The organism is Kribbella sp. NPDC050281, from assembly GCF_040655855.1.
Lineage (GTDB): Bacteria > Actinomycetota > Actinomycetes > Propionibacteriales > Kribbellaceae > Kribbella.
The window spans coordinates 110,916-128,681 of record NZ_JBFAKS010000022.1 but is presented as its reverse complement, the minus strand read 5'-3'; the positions used below and the strand labels follow the sequence as shown (position 1 = coordinate 128,681).

Sequence of the window (17,766 nt, the reverse complement as noted above, 5' to 3'; positions counted from 1 at the left end):
GCGGTAAGCGACCCGGCGGTTCACGGGTGGCCGTCGCACGAGCGTTGGCCGTGATGGTGTTGCTGGCAACGGCGGTCGCGGCTTCCAACACGACCTCCAGCGCGGCCGGCCGGCCGCATGTCGTCCGGGAGCTGGCCACGTTCGCGGCGACGGGATGTGCTGGCGGCTGTGGCTCGGGCAGCACCATCGGACCCGACCGTGCGCTGTACGTGACCGACGGCCCGGGTGGGCGTGTGCTGCGGGTGGACCCCCGGACGGGCGCTATCACCACCTTCGCCAGCGGACTACCGCGGGCGGTCCCCGAGGTGGGCATCGGCGGGGCGATGGACGTGGTCTTCCTCGGTAGCACGGCCTACGTTCTCGTGACCTTGGTCGGACCCGAGTTCGGCCAGCCCGCCGTCGTCGCCGGTGTCTACCGGATCGACCGCAACGGCCACCAAACTGTGCTCGCGGACGTCGGAGCATGGTCGGTCGCCCATCCACCTCAGACGGACTTCTTCATCGCCAGCGGAGTCCAGTACGCCCTGGAGCGGTACGGCGGCGGCTTGCTGGTCTCCGACGGACACCACAACCGCCTTCTGTACCTCTCCCGAGGCGGACACATTCGGCAGCTCCGCGCCTTCGGCAACGTGGTCCCGACCGGACTAGCGGTGCACGACCGCACGATCTACATCGCCGAGGCAGGGCCCATCCCGCACCGCCCCGAGGACGGCAAGACGATCCGGTTCTCGCCCACGTCATCGACTGAGGAGGTGGCCCGCGGCGGACCCCTGCTGGTCGATGTCGAGCTGAGCCGGGCTGGCCGGCTCTACGCGCTGTCCCAGGGTGTCTGGGACCTGCCGCCGACCCCCGAGAACGAAGGCAAGCCCGCCTCACCGGACACCGGCCGCCTCCTCCTGGCGGACCGGTACGGTGGTCTCGTGCCCCTGGTCGACGGCTTGGACCGGCCGACCTCGTTCGAGATCGTCGGCGACACCGCGTTTGTAGTCACGCTGACCGGCAAGGTCCTCAGGATCGACGGCCTCGCCTGTGCGGCGCTGTACGCGATTGCCGCGCCTCGAGCCGTGGAGAGTTCGCCATGAGCCGAACCGTCCTGGTCGTGGGCGCCGGCATCGCCGGCCTGTCCACCGCCCGCGCCCTCGGCCGGCACGGACTCGAGTGCCGGGTCGTCGAACGGCGACGACACCGGTCGCCAGCAGGGCTCGGACTCAACCTGCCTGGCAACGCCGTCGCGGCTCTCGCAACGCTCGGAGCCGCCGACGACGTCCGCGCCGCAGGTGTGCCGGTCACGCGACGGGAATACCGCACGGCCGGCGGCCGACTGATGTTCGCCCTCGACGAGGCGCTGTTCTGGTCGGGGACGGCCGGCTCGATCTGCGCCCGTCACCAGGTGGTGTTGGACGCCCTGACGGCCGGTGTCTCGGTCGACCATGCCGTGGCAGTGGCATCCCTGGAACAGCAGGCGGATGGCTCCGTGGAAGTCCGCTTCGCCGACGGGAGCGAGGACCGCGTCGACTTCGTGGTGGCTGCGGACGGCGTCCACTCGACGGTGCGATCGGCGTTGGCGCCCGCGGCACCACGGCCCTCCCTGATGACGGCCGCAAGCTGGCGGTTCATCACCGCCGACCCCGGCGTCGACTGCTGGACCGCCTGGACCAGCCGGGGACGCACCTTCCTACTGATCCCGGTCGCGCCCGGCGAGGTGTACGCCTACGCATCCAGCAGCCAGGGTGGCGACACCGCGGCCGATCCGACCTGGCTTGCCGACGCCTACGCCGACTTCCCGGAGCCGGTCACCCGAGCGATCGCCCAGGCACTCGCAGCACCGGCTCCGCCGTACCACGCACCAGTCGAGGAGGTCCGGATCCCAACCTGGCACCACGGCCGCGTGACCCTGGTCGGCGACGCAGCACACGCGACCGGGCCGGTCTGGGCCCAGGGTGCCGCGATGGCCATGGAGGACGCGATCGTGCTGGCCGACGTACTCGCCGGGACCGAGGACTGGTCGACCGTCGGACCCGTCTGGGAACAGGTACGGCGGCCGCGGGTCGAGCACGTCCAGGCCGCCACCGACCAGATGTCACGACTGGCCGGCCTCCCACCCTGGCTGTCCCACCCGCTGGCCCCAGTGATGGGACCGCGTGCCTACCGGGCCGCCTACCGACCACTGCGAACGCCCCCACCATCAGCAACCCCGACCCCGTAACCGAACGACGAGACCGACCTGTCAGCGTGCTGAGGCAGAAGTGGTCGAAGGCGGCGGCGATGAGGCCGTGGGTGTCGATCTGGGCGATGCCGTGATCGCCGGTTCTAGTGAACGCGGCATGCTTGTCGATCAACGCGAGTACGTCGTTGACGGCCTCGTGATGGGCGGCGACCGGCTGTCGCGTCTTCTGCCGCATCTCCGACCGCCGGACCTGGTCAATCGCGGACTGCCGGGTCGCCTCGTCTAGTCCCGGATCTGCTCCTGGATCCGGGTCGTCAGGACAGCGGAGATGCGGCAGTTGGGTCGAGCAGCAGTTCTTCGACGTTCAGGATATTGCTGACGTCGAAGCCCTGCATGTCTGCTGCGAACTCAGGGCTGGCCATATACGCGGCGGCGACCTCGCCGGGTTCGGCGCCGTCGGGGTACGCGATCAGGGCGACCAGGCGGTGCGCGCCGCCGTCGTGGTCGGTCCAGATCCCATGTGTAGTAACGCCCAAAGCGCGCAGGCTCGGGATGTGCCGCGGCCAGTGCACGGTCGCGTAGTCCCGGAGCACTTCGGCCGTGCGCAGTGTGTAAATCCTGAGCTGGTACACGATCGCCAGAATCCTCTCGGTATGGCCTGCATGGAGCGGAGTGCCGGGTCAGCTGATGAGGCTCACACCCAGGGCGAGGACGGCCAGGCCCTGCAGGACGGCCCTGGGGACGATGATGCGGTCCCAGTCCCGTTGCAGGGTGCGGGCGTTGGTGGGAGTTTCGCCGGCTTCGGCGGCTGCGGTGAGTCTGCGGTTGATGGGTGCGCTGATGCGCAGGTAGAGCAACACCCAGACCACCAGCAGCAGAAATGCTGCTCCCGCGGCCGCTGATCCGGCGGGGTGGCCGGCCATCGCGGCGAGCACGGATGCGGCGGCGGCGGCGACAATGCCGAGGATTCCGGGAACGGGCATTCGCCGGTCGGCGAACCGGTGCACGTTGCCCATCATCGCGGTGAGAGTGCTGTCATCGACCCGCGCGAGTGCGGATCGCTGGACGAGCGCACAGAAGGCGTCGGCGCCGTAGACAATTCCCGTGCTGACGATCGCCAAGAGCACGGCAAGTTGCGAGAGCAGTGTCATGCCTGGGTCTCGGGTCCGCCGAGCGGCGGTAGGGCGCCGATCTGCTGGAACATCTGCATCAGGTTCAGCTCGTCCCAATGCTCGACGAACATGCCGTTCTGGACGCGCCAGATGTCGATGCTGCGCATCTCGACAGGTTTGCCGCTGGCGGGGATGCCCAGCAGGTCCCCGGTGTGGATGCCGCGGTAGATGAAGCGGCCCACGACGCGGTCACCGGAGATGATCAGGTCCTCCATCGTGACGCCCAGATCGGGCAGGCCGGTGAAGAAGGCGGTCCAGAACTGCCGGTTGGCCTCACGTCCGTCGGCGACGAAGTCGTTGTGATTGACGTAGTCCTCGGCGACGAATCGGTCCACCAAGTCCGGCTTGTGGGTGTTGAGCATCTCGACGTAGAGGTCAACGAGCGGGTGTTCGGGCGGGGTCATGTCGGTCTCCTCATAGGGGTTAGCACTGCTAGCGCTAGCAACGCTAACTCTTGGCGGTGCTCCAGTCAATAGCAACGCTAGAATATCTAGCGATGCTACGGGCCTCTTGTGGCGTCGGAGTCCCAGCCCAACTGCTGGTACATCTCTCCGAGCTAGTTGCTTAAGGCAACTAGCCCATGGATGTGTCAATGGGGGAACGAGTGCGAGTTCCGTTCAGTCGAGGGAAGCGGCATGAAGTTCTGTGGTCGGTGCTGGAAAGAGCGCGCGGGTGATTGGATGGCACGTTGAGTGATCGTGCTGTCCCATCCCTCACAGGTTGGGTCGGTTGCTGTGGCTGATGAGTCCTGTCTCGTAGGCGTAGATGACGGCTTGGACTCGGTCGCGCAGGCCGAGCTTCATCAACACGCGCCCGACGTGTGTCTTGACCGTCGTCTCTGAGACGTAGAGCGTGGTCGCGATCTCGGAGTTCGTCAGCCCGCGGGCCAGGAGTCGCAGGGTTTCTTGCTCACGTGCGGTGAGCGCGTCGAGTCGAGTGCGGGCCGCAGTGTCAACCATTCTCGGTGTCTGGAGGAATGATTCGATGAGGCGGCGGGTCACGGACGGTGCGAGCAAGGATTCGCCCGAGTGGACGGCCCGTATTCCCGCGACCAGCAGTTCGGGCTGCACGTCCTTGAGCAGGAATCCACTGGCTCCGGCCTGAAGGGCCTCGAAGACGTATTCGTCCATGTCGAAGGTGGTCAGCATGACGACCCGGGAGTGGGCGGCGCGGTTGGCCTGCAGTCGACGCGTGGCCTCGATGCCGTCCATGCCGGGCATCCGTACGTCCATCAGCACGATGTCGGGTCGCAGCTGGGCGGTCAGTTCGAGCGCCTGGGCGCCGTTCCCTGCCTCGCCTGCAACGGTGATGTCCGGTTCGATCTCGAGGATCATTCTGAATCCGGCCCGAACCAGCGCCTGGTCGTCGACGATGAGTACGCCGATGGGGCCGGCGGCCTCGGCTCCTGCTACGGGAGGCGCTGGCCGGCTCATGTGGGCTCCAATGGCAACGAGGCCATCAGCTCGAAGCCACCCTCCGGCCGCGTCCGCGCGACGAGTGAACCGCCGTAGACCGCGACCCGTTCGCGCATGCCGAGCAGGCCGTTGCTGGGCTTGATCAGTTGGGCATGACCTGGCCTTTGTGTCTGGCCGTTGTCCCGAACGGCCAGCTGGAGCCGGTCCGGTCCGTAGTCGATGGCTACCTCGGCCTGGCGCGGGCTCGGTGCATGGCGGAACGTGTTGGTGAGGCCCTCCTGGACGAGCCGGTAGGCCGTGAGGTCCAGACCCGGTGCGAGGCTGCGGGTCGTACCAGTCACCGTGAGCTCCACCGGTAGGCCGGCGGCCCGGAATTCCCCGACCAGCCGGTCGAGCTGGTCAAGTCCGGGTGGCGGCTCGCGCTCCTCGGCTGTCGAGGCATCGCCCTCCTGACGTAACACACCCACCATCCGTCGCATCTCCGTGAGTGCTTCCCGTCCAACCGCCTCAACGGTTTCGAGTGCCTCGCGCTCGGCTGCCTGCTGGTCGGTGAGCCGGCGCCGCACCGCCGAGGCCTGGACGGTCATGACGGTGACACTGTGGCCGATGACATCGTGCAGTTCGCGCGCGATCCGGTTGCGCTCCTCGGCCACGGCCCGGGACGTGTACTGCTCACGATTCACCCGCCGCTGCTCGCGGTAGAGCACGCTCGTCCGCAAAAGCGCCCCGACCAGCCAGCCGATGACCCACGGCGCGAGCCAGACGATTGTGTCGAGACGGTCGGAGAGCCCATGGTTCATGGGATCGAAGCCCGCCCAGCCGGCCCAGAGGACGACGCCCAGCGCGAGCCCGAGTGCCGCCCGCGCCGGCGCGAGGTATCGCCCGACACTGTAGATCGCGACCAGCGGGGCGAGCCCAACGCCGTAACCCTCGGGCGAGCCGAACACGGCGAACTCCACGAGGTACACCGCCACCACTGCCACGAGGACGGCAAGCGGGCGCACCCGGCGACCCACGAGCAGCAGCGCCGTGAGCGCATACACGAGGGACTGGGCCCACAGCGGGCCCTGTCGGTGCGTGGCACCGATGCCCCACCAGGCCTCAAGCTGCCCGAGCACGAAGACCACCATCGCCACAGCGATGTCGAAGGCCCAGTTTCGGCGGCTCACGATTCAGACGGTACGCCCCGAGGCGCTGCCTTACGTCCTACCTGCGGAGGACTCGAAAATCCTGCTCCAGTCCACCGGTAGTCCTGCGCACGCACGACGACTGCGAGCGGCCGTGGTCCGTACGTTCGCAAGCGAGGTCGGGCGAACCGGCCGACTGAGGGAGGACGAACATGCACCACGCAGGAACCACCATCACCCCGACCATGGCGCGGCGGATCAGCCTCGTCGCCTGGACAATGGCCGCCTTCGGCACAGTTGCCGGTGAGCTGCACGCGCTGGCCCGGATCAACAGCCACCCCAACGACCTCGCGTATCCGCTCACCCGTGCCTGGGCTGTGCCAGCCATGGACGCATTGCGGCCGCTGCTCGACTGGTCAGACCCGTACTTCGTCTACTGGACCTACGGCAAGATCTGGCTGCCGATCTGTCTCGCCTTCGCCGCCGCGGCGTACCTGGTCTACCGGCGCCGCCAGCCCAAGGGCGCCGAGAAGTGGGCCTGGCGGGTCCAACTCGCGGCCTACGCGATCCTGACGCTTTCGGTCGTCGGTGACTACTACACGCCGTGGACAGAGCAGTTCTTCGGAGCCGGACTGGTGGCCCTGGCGCTCATCGCGCTCGGCGGCGCCGTACTGGGAATCATGCTGGTGCGCAGCGGATTCCGGCCGCGAACGACGGCCTGGCTGCTGATCCTGTTCCTGCCATTCTTCTTCGTGATCACGGACGTGACGTCAATGGGCAACGCGCTGCTGCCGCTCATGTGGGGCTGGGCGCTAGCCGCCCACCACGTCGTCGGTGTCGGGGAGCGTCAACCGCATCCGATGTCCGCGCCGACGGGAGCGTCACCGGGATGATCACGCCGCTACTGTCCGACGGCCTCGCGGTGGTGGTCGAGGGTGCTGTGCTGTTTGTCGCCGGTGTGGCCGGCCGGGCTCACGTGCACGGTGGCTGAGATCAGCCGGGGTACGCCGTGCAGGAGCGCGTGCTCGGCGTCGACCGCGACGGCGTGGGCGGTGACGATGTCGAGGGCGGGGTCGACGGTGACGCTGGTCTCGGCGCGCAAGCGGTGGCCGGTCCAGCGCAGCTGGAGGTTGGTGATCTCCCGGACACCCGCCACACCCCGCAGTGAGCGGTCTGCGGCCTCGACCAGTTCGGGCTCCACGGCGTCCATCAGCCGGCGGTAGATGTCGGTAGCGGCGCCTTTGAGGACGACCAGGATGGCGACGGTGATCAGCAGGCCGATGATCGGGTCGGCGAGCGGGAAGCCGGCCATGACGCCGAGCGCGGCGATGACGACCGCGAGTGAGGTGAATCCGTCGGTCCGGGCGTGCAGGCCGTCGGCGACGAGCGCGGCAGAGCCGATCTTCCGGCCGACCCGGATCCGGTAGACGGCGACGAGTTCGTTGCCGGCGAAGCCGATCAGGCCGGCGGCGAGTACGACGCCGGTGTTGGTGATCGGCTGGGGCTCGATCAGGCGGCGAATCGACTCGTAGCCCGCGACGATCGCGGACAGCGCGATCATCGCGACGATGAAGACGCCGGCCAGATCCTCGGCCCTGCCGAAGCCGTAGGTGTAGCGCTTGGTGGCGACTCTGCGCCCGAGGACGAACGCGATCCAGAGTGGTACGGCGGTGAGTGCGTCGGAGAAGTTGTGGATGGTGTCGGCGAGCAGCGCGGTCGAGCCGGTCAGGATGACGACGACGAGCTGTGCGATGGCGGTGATGCCGAGACCGAGCAGGCTGATCTTGAGGGCGCGGATGCCCTGGCTGCTCGCCTCGAGTGCGGAGTCGATGGAGTCGGCGGCGTCGTGGCTGTGCGGCTTGAAGATCGAGAGCAGGAGCCAACGGATCCCGCGCGGGTGACCATGCCCGCCCGCGTGCTCGTGTCCATGTCCGTGCCCATGGGTGTTTTCGGGCGTGTTTCCGGCATCATCGTGGTGACCGTGGCCATGCCCGTGACCATGGCCCTGCTCGGGATGGGAGTGCGTCATGAAGACCTCGCGAAGTGAATGTCGCGGTGTGGAGCGCCGACACTCCAAGTTACCATCTCGTATGCGCATGTGCGCATGGATGCATTCATGAAGTCGGACGAGGAGCTGGCCGCTCCGACGGACGACCAGGTCGTCGTGGCCGTGGACACGTTCCGCCTGTTGGCGGACCAGACCCGGCTGCGGCTGCTGTGGGCCCTCGCGGAGGGGGCCGAGTTGGATGTGAGCACACTGGCTGAACGGGTGGGGATGTCGCAGCCCGCGACCTCGCAGCATCTTGCCCGGCTGCGGTTGTCCGGTGCCGTCGACGTACGGCGGGATGGTCGTCGTTCGCTGTATTCCATCCGCGGTGTCCACTTGCGCCGGGTCATCGCGGAGGCCCTGTTCCACGCCGATCACACTGTGACCGGCGAACCACCGCACAACTGACAAGGACGTGCGGTGCCCGACCCGACACCGCGATTGGCTTCGGTGCCCTACTGGATGCGCCCATGTGGTGGAGGTGCCGCTCGACCAGCGGCGTCTAGCAGAGGTCCACGATCATCCGCCGGTCAGTGCCCGTGCCGTACTCCGGGTGCCGGCCGGATATGTGGATGGAGTGCTCACTGATCCGCGCCCGATACAGCCGCCGCACCTCTGGGTCACGCAGTTCCGCCGCGGCGAACTGCCTGAGTCCCGGAAACCGCGTCCAGGTCACGGTGTCGAGACATCCCTCCAACTCGTCGTCCGGGACCACCTCTGCCCGGGCGATCAAGTAGACCGCCTGCCCACTGCCGATCTCCGCCGCGGAGTCGAACACCACCATGCTGACCTCGGGCCGCTCGGCAATGTTGCGCGAGTGATGTGATTCGAGCGACGACACCCAATAGACGACTGAGTAGCCATCCGGCGAGAAGTACACCGGCGACACTCGCGGGCGACCGTCCGGGTCCACGGTTCCCAGAACCATGTATCGATTGCTGTCGATCAGGTGCTTGGCCAACGCGACAGGTTCCATCCCGGAAAGCTAGCTGCCGATCGCTTCAACGTCGACAACTCCTGGCAACCCGTGATCGTCGCCCAGGCGCGTTCGGCACGACGATCCACAATGTCACCCGCCGAGCCCGGGTAGTCCCTATCGATGACGGCCGACGGCCGCCGTGCGACCATCGGTTGATGGATGTTGCATCGATCAACGAGCTGGCCGCTGATCGGCTCGTGGAAGCGGTGTCCGCTGAGAGCGGACGCAGCTCGGTGACGGTCTACAGCAGGCGTGTCGCAGTCGTGGCCGGCTCGGGCAGACTGAAGGCCTGCGGTACGTCGAGTTGCGCCGCCACACGGAGAACGATGGTGATCGCCTGACGCCGAGGGGCGTGGCGGATGCCGAGGCGATCGGTGACCGGGTGCGGCCGCCGTATGCGGCGTTCGTCTCGACCGAAGCGGTTCGTTGCACCGAGATGTTGAAGATCCTGCGGGCCGCCGCCGATCAGGACGACGTACCGATCATGGAGGCGATCGGCCTGCGGTCCTTGGTCGAAGACCGGTGGCGCGACGCCGTCAAGGCTGCGGGCAAGGGCGAAGGAGTCCTGCTGGTCGAGGACAGCGGGACCTTCCGGCACGAACCACTCGCCTGAGTATCGCCAGCGACCGGTCGGCCCCGCTGAGCCACCTTCACCGAGCCGGGGGGAAGGCTTCGAGGTGAAGGCGACCACATTCAGCGTAAGACTGTTCCGCGCTCGAACGACCAGACGCTGGATAACGATTACACACCCCAGCCGCGGCACCTCACGCTGGTGGATTTGCCGGTTGGGCCGACGTAGGCCCGGAGCGCGAGCGGCGGGGGATCAGCTCGGCGGACAAGGGCGGTGGTTTTGTCAGGCGTGGTCGCCGTCGAGGAGTTCATGGAGTTCCGCGATCGCTTCGGTGATGTCGTCGTAGTGGTTCTGGGCGGCGCGGGATTCGGCGCTGATGAGGCCGCAGCGGTGCACGCGGTGGAAGTCGCCGTACGGGAACTTGTAGTGGCCCTTGGTCTCGTCACCCATCTCGGTGTCGACTCCGAGATGCCACTGGCCGTATTCGCTCCATCCGTGCTTGTCGAGGTACGAGTTCTCCTGCTTGGCGGTCGGTGCGTGCTCGCTCCAGTCGTCTCGCTCGTCCCGAACGGTCTGCGACTTCCCGATCAGGCTCTTCGCGTGGTCGAACGCGATCTTGTTCAGCTTCACCGTCATAGTCGTCATCTCCTTACGGTGGTGGATCGCCGACCTCGGCGGGGCGGTTCGCTCATGAGTTCCTCCAGAATCCGATCCGGATGCGGGTGTGGTCGAAGGTCGTGGGCATCGGCCCGGCGAGTCTGCTGCGGGTATCAGGGTCGGCATCGAGCTCGTAGTGTTCGGCCACGTGGCTGACGGCGGCACTGGTGGTGAGCAGTACGACGTTCTGCCCGGGACACGTTGCCGGCCCCGCGCTGAACGGGATGATCGGCCAGTCGCCGTCGGTCCGGCCGTCGAGCCAGGCGTCCGGTTCGAACCGGTCCGCGAAGTCCAGTGCCTGACTGTCGCGGTGGAACACCGAACTCACGATCGCGAACTCGGTGCCGGCCGGAGCCCAGCGCCCGCTCCATTCGGTGTCTGTTCGCGACTCCCGCAGTATGACGAGAGTGGTCGGCCAGAGCCGCAGTGACTCCTGGACAGCGGCCCCGGCCTCGGACAGCAGTGGCGAGGACTCGGGGTGCTTGGCTTCGGTGGCGATCCGTTCCCGGATTGCCTGGCGGGTCGCGAGTACGGCGAACAGCCGCCACAGCGCGATCCCGGCCGCGTCGAAGGCGAACAGCCAGTGCGGTACCTGACCTGACGCATCGGCTGCTGGTGGCAACAGTTCGACCAGTGATCCTGGCTCGCGCTTGTCGACGTACCGTTCGAGGTCTCGGGTGAACTCCCGGCGTACGGCGCCCCGCCGGGGACGGAACTCGGCCCAGTTCGCGTCGCCGCGGAGATTGTCGAGGTGTGCGGTGACTTCGGTGTCGTCGCGGGCGGCGTCGCCGAGCACGATCCGTCGTACGACGCGTGACCAGACGTCCCGGAAGTCGTTCCAGCCGACGGTCCCGGTCAGGGAGTCGAGCTCCTCGCGAACGACACCGAGCATCTGACGGCCGTGCCGATGCACGGCTGGTGGGTGTCGAGTGCGTGTTCGTTGAGCTCGCGGCGGAGAGTCCGCAGCGGGGGATCGGTGACGAGCACGGCGTGTGGCTGGAAGTGGCGGAGTGCCCCGACCTTCTCGGCGGTGGCGGCGGAGAACGGCTCGGGTGTCTCGTCGAGCAGCCGGCGGACATCCTCGGGTGCGGTTACCAGGGCCACCGTCCGGCCCGGCAGCCGGAGCAGCACCGGGCTGTCGCCGTACCGGTCACGCAAGCGTCGGACGCGGCGCAGCGCGCGGTCGTCGACGTGCAGGCGCTCGGCGAGGTGGGTCAGCCGCGGTCGCCGGAGGATCACGCCTTCGGCCACCACAGGCAGCAGGACGTCCTGCACGGCCAGGCCGGTGTCCAGGATCGAGGCCGTCGGTAGCGGGATCACCATGGCCGACCGGTGTCCCGGCATCGGTGGAGGCAAACGCCGGGTTACCTGCGCCGGTGTGCCCCGGCCTCCGTTGCGCATGCTGAATGAAGTGCGGCGCACCGGGCACCGGGCGGGACCGAGCCAACAGAAGGGAAGCGGCACGATGACGAGCACGGTCGCCGATGTGATGCTGCAACGGCTGCGGGACTGGGGAGTCGATCATGTCTTCGGGTACGCCGGTGACGGGATCAACGGACTCTTGTCGGCCTGGGAACGAGGCGGTGACGAGCCCAGGTTCGTGCAGGCGCGGCACGAGGAGATGTCGGCGTTCGAGGCGGTCGGGTACGCGAAGTTCACCGGCCGCGTGGGCGTGTGTACGGCGACCAGTGGTCCGGGTGCGATCCATCTGCTGAACGGCCTGTACGACGCCAAGCTGGATCACGTGCCGGTGGTGGCGATCGTGGGACAGACCGCCCGCAGCGCGATGGGTGGCAGTTATCAGCAGGAGGTCGACCTGCACACACTCTTCAAGGACGTGGCCTCCGACTACTGCGAGACGGTGATGGTCCCCGAGCAGCTGCCGAACGTTCTGGATCGGGCGATCCGGATCGCGGCGTCCCGGCGTACCGTCACGGCGCTGGTCGTGCCGGCGGACGTGCAGGAGCTCGAGTACGTCGGACCGTCGCACGGGTTCAAGATGGTCCCGTCGAGTCTCGATCTGACCTGGGCGGCGCCGGTGCCGGGCGAGGGCGACCTGCGCCGGGCGGCGGACCTGCTGAACGCGGGGGAGAAGGTCGCGGTCCTCGTCGGCCAGGGCGCACGCGGGGCCTGCGAGGAAGTCACCACCGTCGCCGATCTCCTCGGTGCAGGTGTGGCGAAGGCGTTGCTCGGCAAGGATGTGCTGTCCGACGAGCTGCCGTGGGTGACCGGGTCGATCGGGTTGCTCGGCACGCGGCCGTCGTACGAATTGATGACCGGGTGCGACACGTTGCTGGTGGTGGGCTCCAACTTCCCGTACAGCCAGTTCCTGCCGGAGTACGGCGCGGCGCGTGCGGTGCAGATCGACGTCGACCCGACGATGGTCGGGCTGCGCTACCCGTTCGAGGTGAACCTGGTCGGTGATGCGGCCGAGACGCTGCGCCGGCTGATCCCGCTGCTCGAGCGCAAGGACGACCGGTTCTGGCGCGAGGACATCGAGAGCAAGGTCGACCGCTGGTGGCAGGTGATGGAGCGCCGAGCGCACACCTCGGCGGACCCGATCAATCCCGAGCTGGTCTTCCACGAGCTGTCACCCCGCTTGCCCGAGGACGCGATCGTGGCGGCCGACTCGGGCTCGGTCGCGAACTGGTACGCGCGTCACCTTCGCTTCCGTGATGATATGCGTGGATCGCTGTCAGGGACGCTGGCGACGATGGGACCGGGCGTGCCGTATGTGATCGGTGCCAAGTTCGGTCGGCTCGGGCGGCCGTGTATCGCGCTGGTCGGGGACGGCGCGATGCAGATGAACGGCATCAACGAGCTGATCACGATCGCGAAGTACTGGCATGACTGGGACGATCCCCGGCTGATCGTCGCGGTCCTGCACAACAACGACCTCAACCAGGTGACCTGGGAGCTGCGGGCGATGGGCGGTTCGCCGCAGTTCCTGCCGTCGCAGGAACTGCCGGACTTCCCATACGCCGCGTACGCGCGCAGCCTCGGCCTGGCCGGGGTCCTGGCGGCCAAGCCCGACGAGGTCGCGCCGGCGTGGGAGGAGGCGCTGGCCGCGGACCGGCCGTGTGTGGTCGAGTTCTTGACCGATCCCGCCGTACCGCCGATCCCGCCGCACGCCACCTGGGATCAGCTGGAGAAGGCCCTGGAGTCGATCGTCCGCGGCGACTCCGACCGCGTCGACGTGATCAAGGAAGGCGTGAAATCCAAGGTCCAGGAGTTCCTGCCCGGTCGAGGAGGAGATTCGTGACGATGCCAGAGGTCGACGTCCGTCCGTTGAGCGACGAGGAGTTGGAGGGCCTCGACGCCTACTGGCGAGCGGCCAACTACCTCTCGGTCGGCCAGATCTACCTGCTGGCGAACCCGTTGCTCCGGGAGCCACTGCGGCCGGAGCACATCAAGCCGCGGCTGCTCGGGCACTGGGGTACGACGCCCGGCCTCAACCTGATCTACACGCACCTGAACCGGGTGATCCGGCAGCGGGAACGTCAGATGATGTCGGTGATCGGGCCTGGTCATGGCGGTCCGGCGATCGTTGCCAACACGTGGCTCGAGGGGAGTTGGACGGCGGCGTACCCGACGACCACGCGGGACGAGCACGGGATGACCCGGCTGTTCAAGCAGTTCTCGTTCCCCGGCGGCGTCCCCAGCCACGTGGCGGCCGATGTACCGGGGTCGATCAACGAGGGCGGCGAGCTCGGCTACTCGCTGAGTCACGCGTACGGCGCTGCCGCGGACAACCCGGATCTCGTGGTGGCGTGTGTGATCGGGGACGGCGAGGCGGAGACCGGGCCGCTGGCGGCGTCGTGGCACTCGAACAAGTTCCTCAACCCGGCGCGGGACGGCGCTGTGCTGCCGATCCTGCACCTGAACGGCTACAAGATCGCCAACCCGGCGCTGCTGGCACGGATCGGCGCGGAGGAACTGACGGCCCTGCTACGGGGGTACGGTCACGAGCCGTACTTCGTCGAGGGCTCCGACCCGGCGTCGGTGCATCAGGCGATGGCGGCGGCGCTCGACAGTTGCATGGATCGGATCGACGAGATCCAGCGCGAGGCGCGGACGGCGGCCGAGCCGGTGGACCGGGCCGCGTGGCCGATGATCGTACTGCGGACCCCGAAGGGCTGGACGGGTCCGCGGACGGTCGACGGTGAGCCGGTCGAGGACACCTGGCGTTCACATCAGGTCCCGTTGTCCGGCGTACGGACGAACGAGGAACACCTGCGGCAGTTGGAGTCGTGGTTACGCAGCTACCGGCCGGAGGAGCTGTTCGACGATACGGGCCGGCCGGTTGACGGTTTGCTCGAGCTCGCGCCCGGACCGCAGCTGCGGATGGGGTCGTCGCCACACGCCAACGGTGGGTTGCTGACCCGGGATCTGGAGCTGCCGCAGGTCGATGAGTACGCCGTAGCGGTGAAGGCGCCGGGCGCGGAGGACGGCGAGCCGACGAAGGTGTTCGGTGCGTTCCTGCGGGATGTCTTCGATCGGAATGCCGACAATCTGCGCCTCTTCGGACCGGACGAGACCGAGTCGAATCGGCTGAACGCGGTCTACGACGTGACGGACAAGGCGTGGCTGGCGGGCCGGCGGGACACCGATCGGCACCTTGCTCCGGACGGGCGGGTGTTCGAGATCCTCAGTGAGCACACCTGCCAGGGCTGGCTGGAGGGGTACCTGCTGACCGGCCGCCATGGCGTGTTCTCGTCGTACGAAGCCTTCGTGCACATCGTCGACTCGATGGTGAACCAGCACGCGAAGTGGCTGAAGACGATCAATCGGCTCGACTGGCGCCGGCCGGTCCCGTCGCTGAACTACCTGCTCACCTCGCATGTGTGGCGGCAGGACCACAACGGCTTCTCGCACCAGGACCCCGGGTTCATCGACCACGTGGTGAACAAGAAGGCGGAGGTCGTCCGGGTCTACCTGCCGCCGGACACGAACACCTTGCTGTCCACGATGGACCACTGCCTGCGGACCCGGAACTACATCAACGTCGTTGTCGCAGGCAAGCAACCGCAGCCCAACTGGCTGGACTGGGCGTCGGCCGCCCTGCACTGCGCGCGGGGGGTCGGCGTGTGGGACTTCGCCAGCAACGACCACGGTGATCCGGACGTCGTGATGGCCTGTGCGGGCGACGTACCGACGATGGAGACCCTCGCCGCGGTCAGCCTGTTGCGCGAGCACCTGCCGGAGTTGCGGATCCGGGTGGTGAATGTGGTCGATCTGATGCGGCTGCAGGACGCGGCCGAGCATCCGCACGGGTTGCCGGACGTGGAGTTCGACGCGTTGTTCACGACGGACAAGCCGGTGATCTTCGCGTACCACGGCTATCCGTGGCTGATTCATCGGTTGACCTACCGGCGGCACGGGCACGACAACCTGCACGTGCGCGGGTACGTCGAGGAGGGGACGACGACCACGCCGTTCGACATGGTCGTGCTGAACAATCTCGACCGCTACCACCTGGCCATGGACGTGATCGACCGGGTGCCGTCGCTCGGGACGCGGGCGGTGGCAACCCGGCAGTACTTCGCCGACCAGCGCACCCGGCACCGCGCGTACGTCACCCAGTACGGCGAGGACCTGCCGGAGGTTCGTGAGTGGCGATGGACCTCCTGATCGTCAACGCAGGGTAGTCCAGCCTGAAGCTCCGGGTCCTGTCGCCGGCTCGACTGGCTCGGAATCGCGCTGGACGCCAAGGCCAATGAGGCCGACGACCAGGTCATCACGGCACCTGGATCGCCGGTCGAGGCGTACGTCGTACCTGCGCGTGAGGACCTGACCATGGCAGCGCAGGCACGGCAGCTGCTCGAGTAGTGCCGGCTGCGCTGCGTCAGCGGCGTTCTTGGGCCTCTCGGAGGATCTCGATCGCGGCGTCGGTCAGGCTGGCGTGCCTCTGCTGGGCTTGTTGGACGAGGAGCTGGTACGCCGTGGCCATGTCGGCGCCGGTGGTCTCGGCCAGGACTCCCTTGGCCTGCTCGATCACTGTCCGTCCGGCGAGAGCCGTCTGGACTCGCTCGTCGAGCTCGGAACTGGTCAGCGCGGCCGCGTGGACGATCACCACGGTCGCGATGTCGGCGAACGCCTGCGTCAGCCGGAGGCTCTCGTCGTCGAGAGAACCCTGGCTGGTGTGGAACGCGTTCATCGCACCGATCAACAAGCCGTGCCAGCGCAACGGGACGGCTTGGACGGCGTGATATCCCGCGGCGACGATCGCTATGCCGACCGTGTCCCAGCGTTCGGTGATGTCGTCATCGGAGTACGCCGAGAGCGCGGTCCCTTCACGCGCCGCGTCGACGCACGGTCCGGCGTCGTGCTGCAGCTGGTACAGCTCGAGCTCGGCCACTTGGTGCGAGGTGGCGCTCAGCACCTCCAGCCGGCCGCGCCCGTCCTTCACCAGCAGCCCGACCGCTGCTGCGCCGGTCTGCTCGGCACAGCTGTCCAGAAGATTGGCCACAGTGTCGGTGAGGTCTTCTTCCTGTACGACGGCCGCGAGGGCATCGACGAATGCTTGCGAGGCGGTCTTGGCAGTCATGAGGTCTCGCTTTCAGCGCCGTCGGAGAAGCGCAATCGGCGGCTGGTGATCCGGTTGGCCACCTCGGCCAGGGCGATATTGTGGGAGAAGGCGTGTGATCGCATCAGTGCGATGGCGTCGTCAGGCCCGACGCGAAGCTGTACCACCACCATCCCGGTTGCCTGATGGATTTCTGCCCGGGTCGACCAGGGGCCGGACTGGAGCTGGGACTCCGAGGACGGAGATTCCTTGAGCAGCGCCGCGCCGATCGCGTCGGCCAGGAACTGTGCCTGCTCATAGTCGGGGAGGCCCGCGGCCGCGTCCTGATGCACGGTCAGGACTCCGATCACGCTCGGACCCGGACGCATCGGCACGGCGTACAGGATGGCCGGGCCCGGGATGTCGCGGGCGGCCTCGGTGAACAGCGGCCATCGCCCAGGGCGCTGGCGGAGGTCGGCGGAGGTGATCGCCTCGGTCTGGTAGGCGGTCGGTCCAGGGCCCTCTCCGAGGACGTCTTGGAGATCCTCCAAGCGGGAGGCGACGTCGTCGGTGGTGCACAAAGTGACTCGGCTGGGGTCGGTATAAGACAGGGTGATCGCCGCGCCGTCCCCACCCATGATCGTCAGGTACGCGCGGCACAGGCGCCGCTCGAGCGGCTGGTCGGCGCCGGTCCCGGCGATCTGCCTCGCCAGGCGCGCGAGGAGCGTCGTACGCTCCAGATCGTTCATCTCCATCACCCCGAGAAGGGTCGCTCCGCTGCTGTACCCGAGGGGCGTCACTCTCAACCATCGCAGGTACCCCCGTCGATCGCACTCACCGGGGGCCGGAAGCGGCGCTCGGTGGTTTCACTGTCGGGTCCAACGGGCACCGGGAAATACCTCCTCCGGAAGGTGGCCGGGTCTGCCCCGGGATGTGTGCCAACGCCTCCGCAGACCCGGCCCCGGGAGGTAACTCCCGGCGAACAACCCTGCTCAGTTCCGGCTGAGGTGCCAGCCGGCGACGAGGAGGGACGCGCCGCCGGTCACCGCGGCGAACGTTGCCACGGCGATGAACAGCGTTGTCGTGACCGCGAGTACGCCGATGCCGATGGCCGGTAGGGCGACGC

At 67.8% G+C, this 17,766-nt stretch carries 20 protein-coding genes and 1 pseudogene; 8 read left to right on the top strand and 13 right to left on the bottom strand.

Annotated elements, in window-relative coordinates; all coding sequences use genetic code 11:
- Positions 1-26 precede the first annotated feature (26 nt).
- Positions 27-1,082, top strand: a complete 1,056-nt coding sequence (locus tag AB0I34_RS23995; RefSeq protein ID WP_360448556.1) for a ScyD/ScyE family protein — start codon at positions 27-29, stop codon at positions 1,080-1,082.
- Entirely contained in the window at positions 1,079-2,206 is a 1,128-nt protein-coding gene (locus AB0I34_RS23990) for an FAD-dependent monooxygenase (protein WP_360448553.1), read from the top strand. Before AB0I34_RS23995 ends, AB0I34_RS23990 begins: the two co-directional genes overlap by 4 nt.
- 97 nt (positions 2,207-2,303) lie before the next feature.
- Here AB0I34_RS23990 and AB0I34_RS23985 read toward each other — a convergent pair.
- The 6 genes and pseudogenes from AB0I34_RS23985 to AB0I34_RS23960 all read right to left on the bottom strand — a co-directional run.
- Positions 2,304-2,402: pseudogene (locus AB0I34_RS23985) on the bottom strand (hypothetical protein); the annotation flags it as partial.
- Between the two features lie 79 nt (positions 2,403-2,481).
- The gene (locus AB0I34_RS23980) at positions 2,482-2,799 is read right to left on the bottom strand and encodes an NIPSNAP family protein (RefSeq protein ID WP_360448551.1); all 318 of its coding nucleotides are present in this window, start codon (positions 2,797-2,799) and stop codon (positions 2,482-2,484) included.
- 48 nt (positions 2,800-2,847) lie between these two features.
- The gene (locus tag AB0I34_RS23975; protein ID WP_360448548.1) at positions 2,848-3,318 is read right to left on the bottom strand and encodes a hypothetical protein; all 471 of its coding nucleotides are present in this window, start codon (positions 3,316-3,318) and stop codon (positions 2,848-2,850) included.
- Positions 3,315-3,743: an ester cyclase gene (locus AB0I34_RS23970; RefSeq protein WP_360448546.1), complete on the bottom strand. Its 429-nt coding sequence runs from the start codon at positions 3,741-3,743 to the stop codon at positions 3,315-3,317. Before AB0I34_RS23970 ends, AB0I34_RS23975 begins: the two co-directional genes overlap by 4 nt.
- A 309-nt stretch (positions 3,744-4,052) precedes the next feature.
- Positions 4,053-4,772, bottom strand: coding sequence for a response regulator transcription factor (locus tag AB0I34_RS23965; protein WP_360448543.1), 720 nt, complete (start codon positions 4,770-4,772; stop codon positions 4,053-4,055).
- Complete coding sequence (locus AB0I34_RS23960) at positions 4,769-5,884, bottom strand: sensor histidine kinase (protein WP_360448541.1); 1,116 nt, start codon at positions 5,882-5,884, stop codon at positions 4,769-4,771. The genes AB0I34_RS23965 and AB0I34_RS23960 overlap by 4 nt, the downstream gene beginning before the upstream one ends.
- A gap of 209 nt (positions 5,885-6,093) precedes the next feature.
- On the opposite strand from AB0I34_RS23960, the gene AB0I34_RS23955 reads away from it, so the two are divergent.
- Positions 6,094-6,774, top strand: a complete 681-nt coding sequence (locus AB0I34_RS23955) for a hypothetical protein (RefSeq protein WP_360448538.1) — start codon at positions 6,094-6,096, stop codon at positions 6,772-6,774.
- Positions 6,775-6,782: 8 nt separating this feature from the next.
- Here AB0I34_RS23955 and AB0I34_RS23950 read toward each other — a convergent pair whose 3' ends face one another.
- Entirely contained in the window at positions 6,783-7,910 is a 1,128-nt protein-coding gene (locus AB0I34_RS23950) for a cation diffusion facilitator family transporter (protein ID WP_360448536.1), read from the bottom strand.
- A gap of 87 nt (positions 7,911-7,997) precedes the next feature.
- Here AB0I34_RS23950 and AB0I34_RS23945 point away from each other — a divergent pair, with 87 nt between their 5' ends.
- Entirely contained in the window at positions 7,998-8,336 is a 339-nt protein-coding gene (locus tag AB0I34_RS23945) for a metalloregulator ArsR/SmtB family transcription factor (RefSeq protein ID WP_360448534.1), read from the top strand.
- Between the two features lie 94 nt (positions 8,337-8,430).
- On the opposite strand, the gene AB0I34_RS23940 is transcribed toward AB0I34_RS23945, so the two are convergent.
- Positions 8,431-8,904, bottom strand: a complete 474-nt coding sequence (locus AB0I34_RS23940; RefSeq protein ID WP_360448532.1) for a pyridoxamine 5'-phosphate oxidase family protein — start codon at positions 8,902-8,904, stop codon at positions 8,431-8,433.
- A gap of 158 nt (positions 8,905-9,062) precedes the next feature.
- Here AB0I34_RS23940 and AB0I34_RS23935 point away from each other — a divergent pair, with 158 nt between their 5' ends.
- Together AB0I34_RS23935 and AB0I34_RS23930 are read left to right on the top strand one after the other, a co-directional pair.
- Positions 9,063-9,248: a hypothetical protein gene (locus AB0I34_RS23935; RefSeq protein WP_360448529.1), complete on the top strand. Its 186-nt coding sequence runs from the start codon at positions 9,063-9,065 to the stop codon at positions 9,246-9,248.
- Positions 9,249-9,259: 11 nt separating this feature from the next.
- Positions 9,260-9,520 carry a hypothetical protein gene (locus tag AB0I34_RS23930; RefSeq protein ID WP_360448527.1) on the top strand — a complete coding sequence of 87 codons (261 nt, stop codon included), beginning with the start codon at positions 9,260-9,262 and terminating at the stop codon, positions 9,518-9,520.
- Positions 9,521-9,760: 240 nt separating this feature from the next.
- Here AB0I34_RS23930 and AB0I34_RS23925 read toward each other — a convergent pair whose 3' ends face one another.
- From AB0I34_RS23925 to AB0I34_RS23915, 3 genes are read right to left on the bottom strand one after another with little or no spacing between them, the layout of a single operon-like run.
- Positions 9,761-10,123: a hypothetical protein gene (locus tag AB0I34_RS23925; protein WP_360448524.1), complete on the bottom strand. Its 363-nt coding sequence runs from the start codon at positions 10,121-10,123 to the stop codon at positions 9,761-9,763.
- A 43-nt stretch (positions 10,124-10,166) separates the two neighbouring features.
- Positions 10,167-11,027 (bottom strand): cytochrome P450, encoded by an 861-nt coding sequence (locus tag AB0I34_RS23920; RefSeq protein ID WP_360448522.1) that lies wholly within the window; start codon positions 11,025-11,027, stop codon positions 10,167-10,169.
- Positions 10,991-11,479 (bottom strand): hypothetical protein, encoded by a 489-nt coding sequence (locus tag AB0I34_RS23915; RefSeq protein WP_360448519.1) that lies wholly within the window; start codon positions 11,477-11,479, stop codon positions 10,991-10,993. The genes AB0I34_RS23920 and AB0I34_RS23915 overlap by 37 nt, the downstream gene beginning before the upstream one ends.
- Before the next feature lie 121 nt (positions 11,480-11,600).
- Between AB0I34_RS23915 and AB0I34_RS23910 the strand changes: the two genes are divergently transcribed.
- Together AB0I34_RS23910 and AB0I34_RS23905 are read left to right on the top strand one after the other, a co-directional pair.
- Positions 11,601-13,397: a thiamine pyrophosphate-requiring protein gene (locus tag AB0I34_RS23910; protein WP_360448516.1), complete on the top strand. Its 1,797-nt coding sequence runs from the start codon at positions 11,601-11,603 to the stop codon at positions 13,395-13,397.
- Between the two features lie 2 nt (positions 13,398-13,399).
- Positions 13,400-15,766, top strand: a complete 2,367-nt coding sequence (locus AB0I34_RS23905) for a phosphoketolase family protein (RefSeq protein WP_360448617.1) — start codon at positions 13,400-13,402, stop codon at positions 15,764-15,766.
- Positions 15,767-15,980: 214 nt separating this feature from the next.
- On the opposite strand, the gene AB0I34_RS23900 is transcribed toward AB0I34_RS23905, so the two are convergent.
- Positions 15,981-16,682: a GAF and ANTAR domain-containing protein gene (locus AB0I34_RS23900; RefSeq protein WP_360448513.1), complete on the bottom strand. Its 702-nt coding sequence runs from the start codon at positions 16,680-16,682 to the stop codon at positions 15,981-15,983.
- Entirely contained in the window at positions 16,679-17,389 is a 711-nt protein-coding gene (locus AB0I34_RS23895; RefSeq protein WP_360448510.1) for an ANTAR domain-containing protein, read from the bottom strand. The genes AB0I34_RS23900 and AB0I34_RS23895 overlap by 4 nt, the downstream gene beginning before the upstream one ends.
- Between the last annotated feature and the right edge of the window lie 377 nt (positions 17,390-17,766).

What these genes read in the sequence shown, in the direction of transcription:
- AB0I34_RS23925 (WP_360448524.1), bottom strand. Translation starts at nt 10,123, where the DNA reads ATGACGACTATGACGGTGAAGCTGAACAAGATCGCGTTCGACCACGCG.
- AB0I34_RS23945 (WP_360448534.1), top strand. Translation starts at nt 7,998, where the DNA reads ATGAAGTCGGACGAGGAGCTGGCCGCTCCGACGGACGACCAGGTCGTC.
- AB0I34_RS23960 (WP_360448541.1), bottom strand. Translation starts at nt 5,884, where the DNA reads ATGGTGGTCTTCGTGCTCGGGCAGCTTGAGGCCTGGTGGGGCATCGGT.
- AB0I34_RS23955 (WP_360448538.1), top strand. Translation starts at nt 6,094, where the DNA reads ATGCACCACGCAGGAACCACCATCACCCCGACCATGGCGCGGCGGATC.
- AB0I34_RS23940 (WP_360448532.1), bottom strand. Translation starts at nt 8,904, where the DNA reads ATGGAACCTGTCGCGTTGGCCAAGCACCTGATCGACAGCAATCGATAC.
- AB0I34_RS23895 (WP_360448510.1), bottom strand. Translation starts at nt 17,389, where the DNA reads ATGAACGATCTGGAGCGTACGACGCTCCTCGCGCGCCTGGCGAGGCAG.
- AB0I34_RS23910 (WP_360448516.1), top strand. Translation starts at nt 11,601, where the DNA reads ATGACGAGCACGGTCGCCGATGTGATGCTGCAACGGCTGCGGGACTGG.
- AB0I34_RS23965 (WP_360448543.1), bottom strand. Translation starts at nt 4,772, where the DNA reads ATGAGCCGGCCAGCGCCTCCCGTAGCAGGAGCCGAGGCCGCCGGCCCC.
- AB0I34_RS23920 (WP_360448522.1), bottom strand. Translation starts at nt 11,027, where the DNA reads ATGCTCGGTGTCGTTCGCGAGGAGCTCGACTCCCTGACCGGGACCGTC.
- AB0I34_RS23970 (WP_360448546.1), bottom strand. Translation starts at nt 3,743, where the DNA reads ATGACCCCGCCCGAACACCCGCTCGTTGACCTCTACGTCGAGATGCTC.
- AB0I34_RS23935 (WP_360448529.1), top strand. Translation starts at nt 9,063, where the DNA reads ATGGATGTTGCATCGATCAACGAGCTGGCCGCTGATCGGCTCGTGGAA.
- AB0I34_RS23950 (WP_360448536.1), bottom strand. Translation starts at nt 7,910, where the DNA reads ATGACGCACTCCCATCCCGAGCAGGGCCATGGTCACGGGCATGGCCAC.
- AB0I34_RS23905 (WP_360448617.1), top strand. Translation starts at nt 13,400, where the DNA reads ATGCCAGAGGTCGACGTCCGTCCGTTGAGCGACGAGGAGTTGGAGGGC.
- AB0I34_RS23915 (WP_360448519.1), bottom strand. Translation starts at nt 11,479, where the DNA reads ATGCCGGGACACCGGTCGGCCATGGTGATCCCGCTACCGACGGCCTCG.
- AB0I34_RS23975 (WP_360448548.1), bottom strand. Translation starts at nt 3,318, where the DNA reads ATGACACTGCTCTCGCAACTTGCCGTGCTCTTGGCGATCGTCAGCACG.
- AB0I34_RS23900 (WP_360448513.1), bottom strand. Translation starts at nt 16,682, where the DNA reads ATGACTGCCAAGACCGCCTCGCAAGCATTCGTCGATGCCCTCGCGGCC.
- AB0I34_RS23990 (WP_360448553.1), top strand. Translation starts at nt 1,079, where the DNA reads ATGAGCCGAACCGTCCTGGTCGTGGGCGCCGGCATCGCCGGCCTGTCC.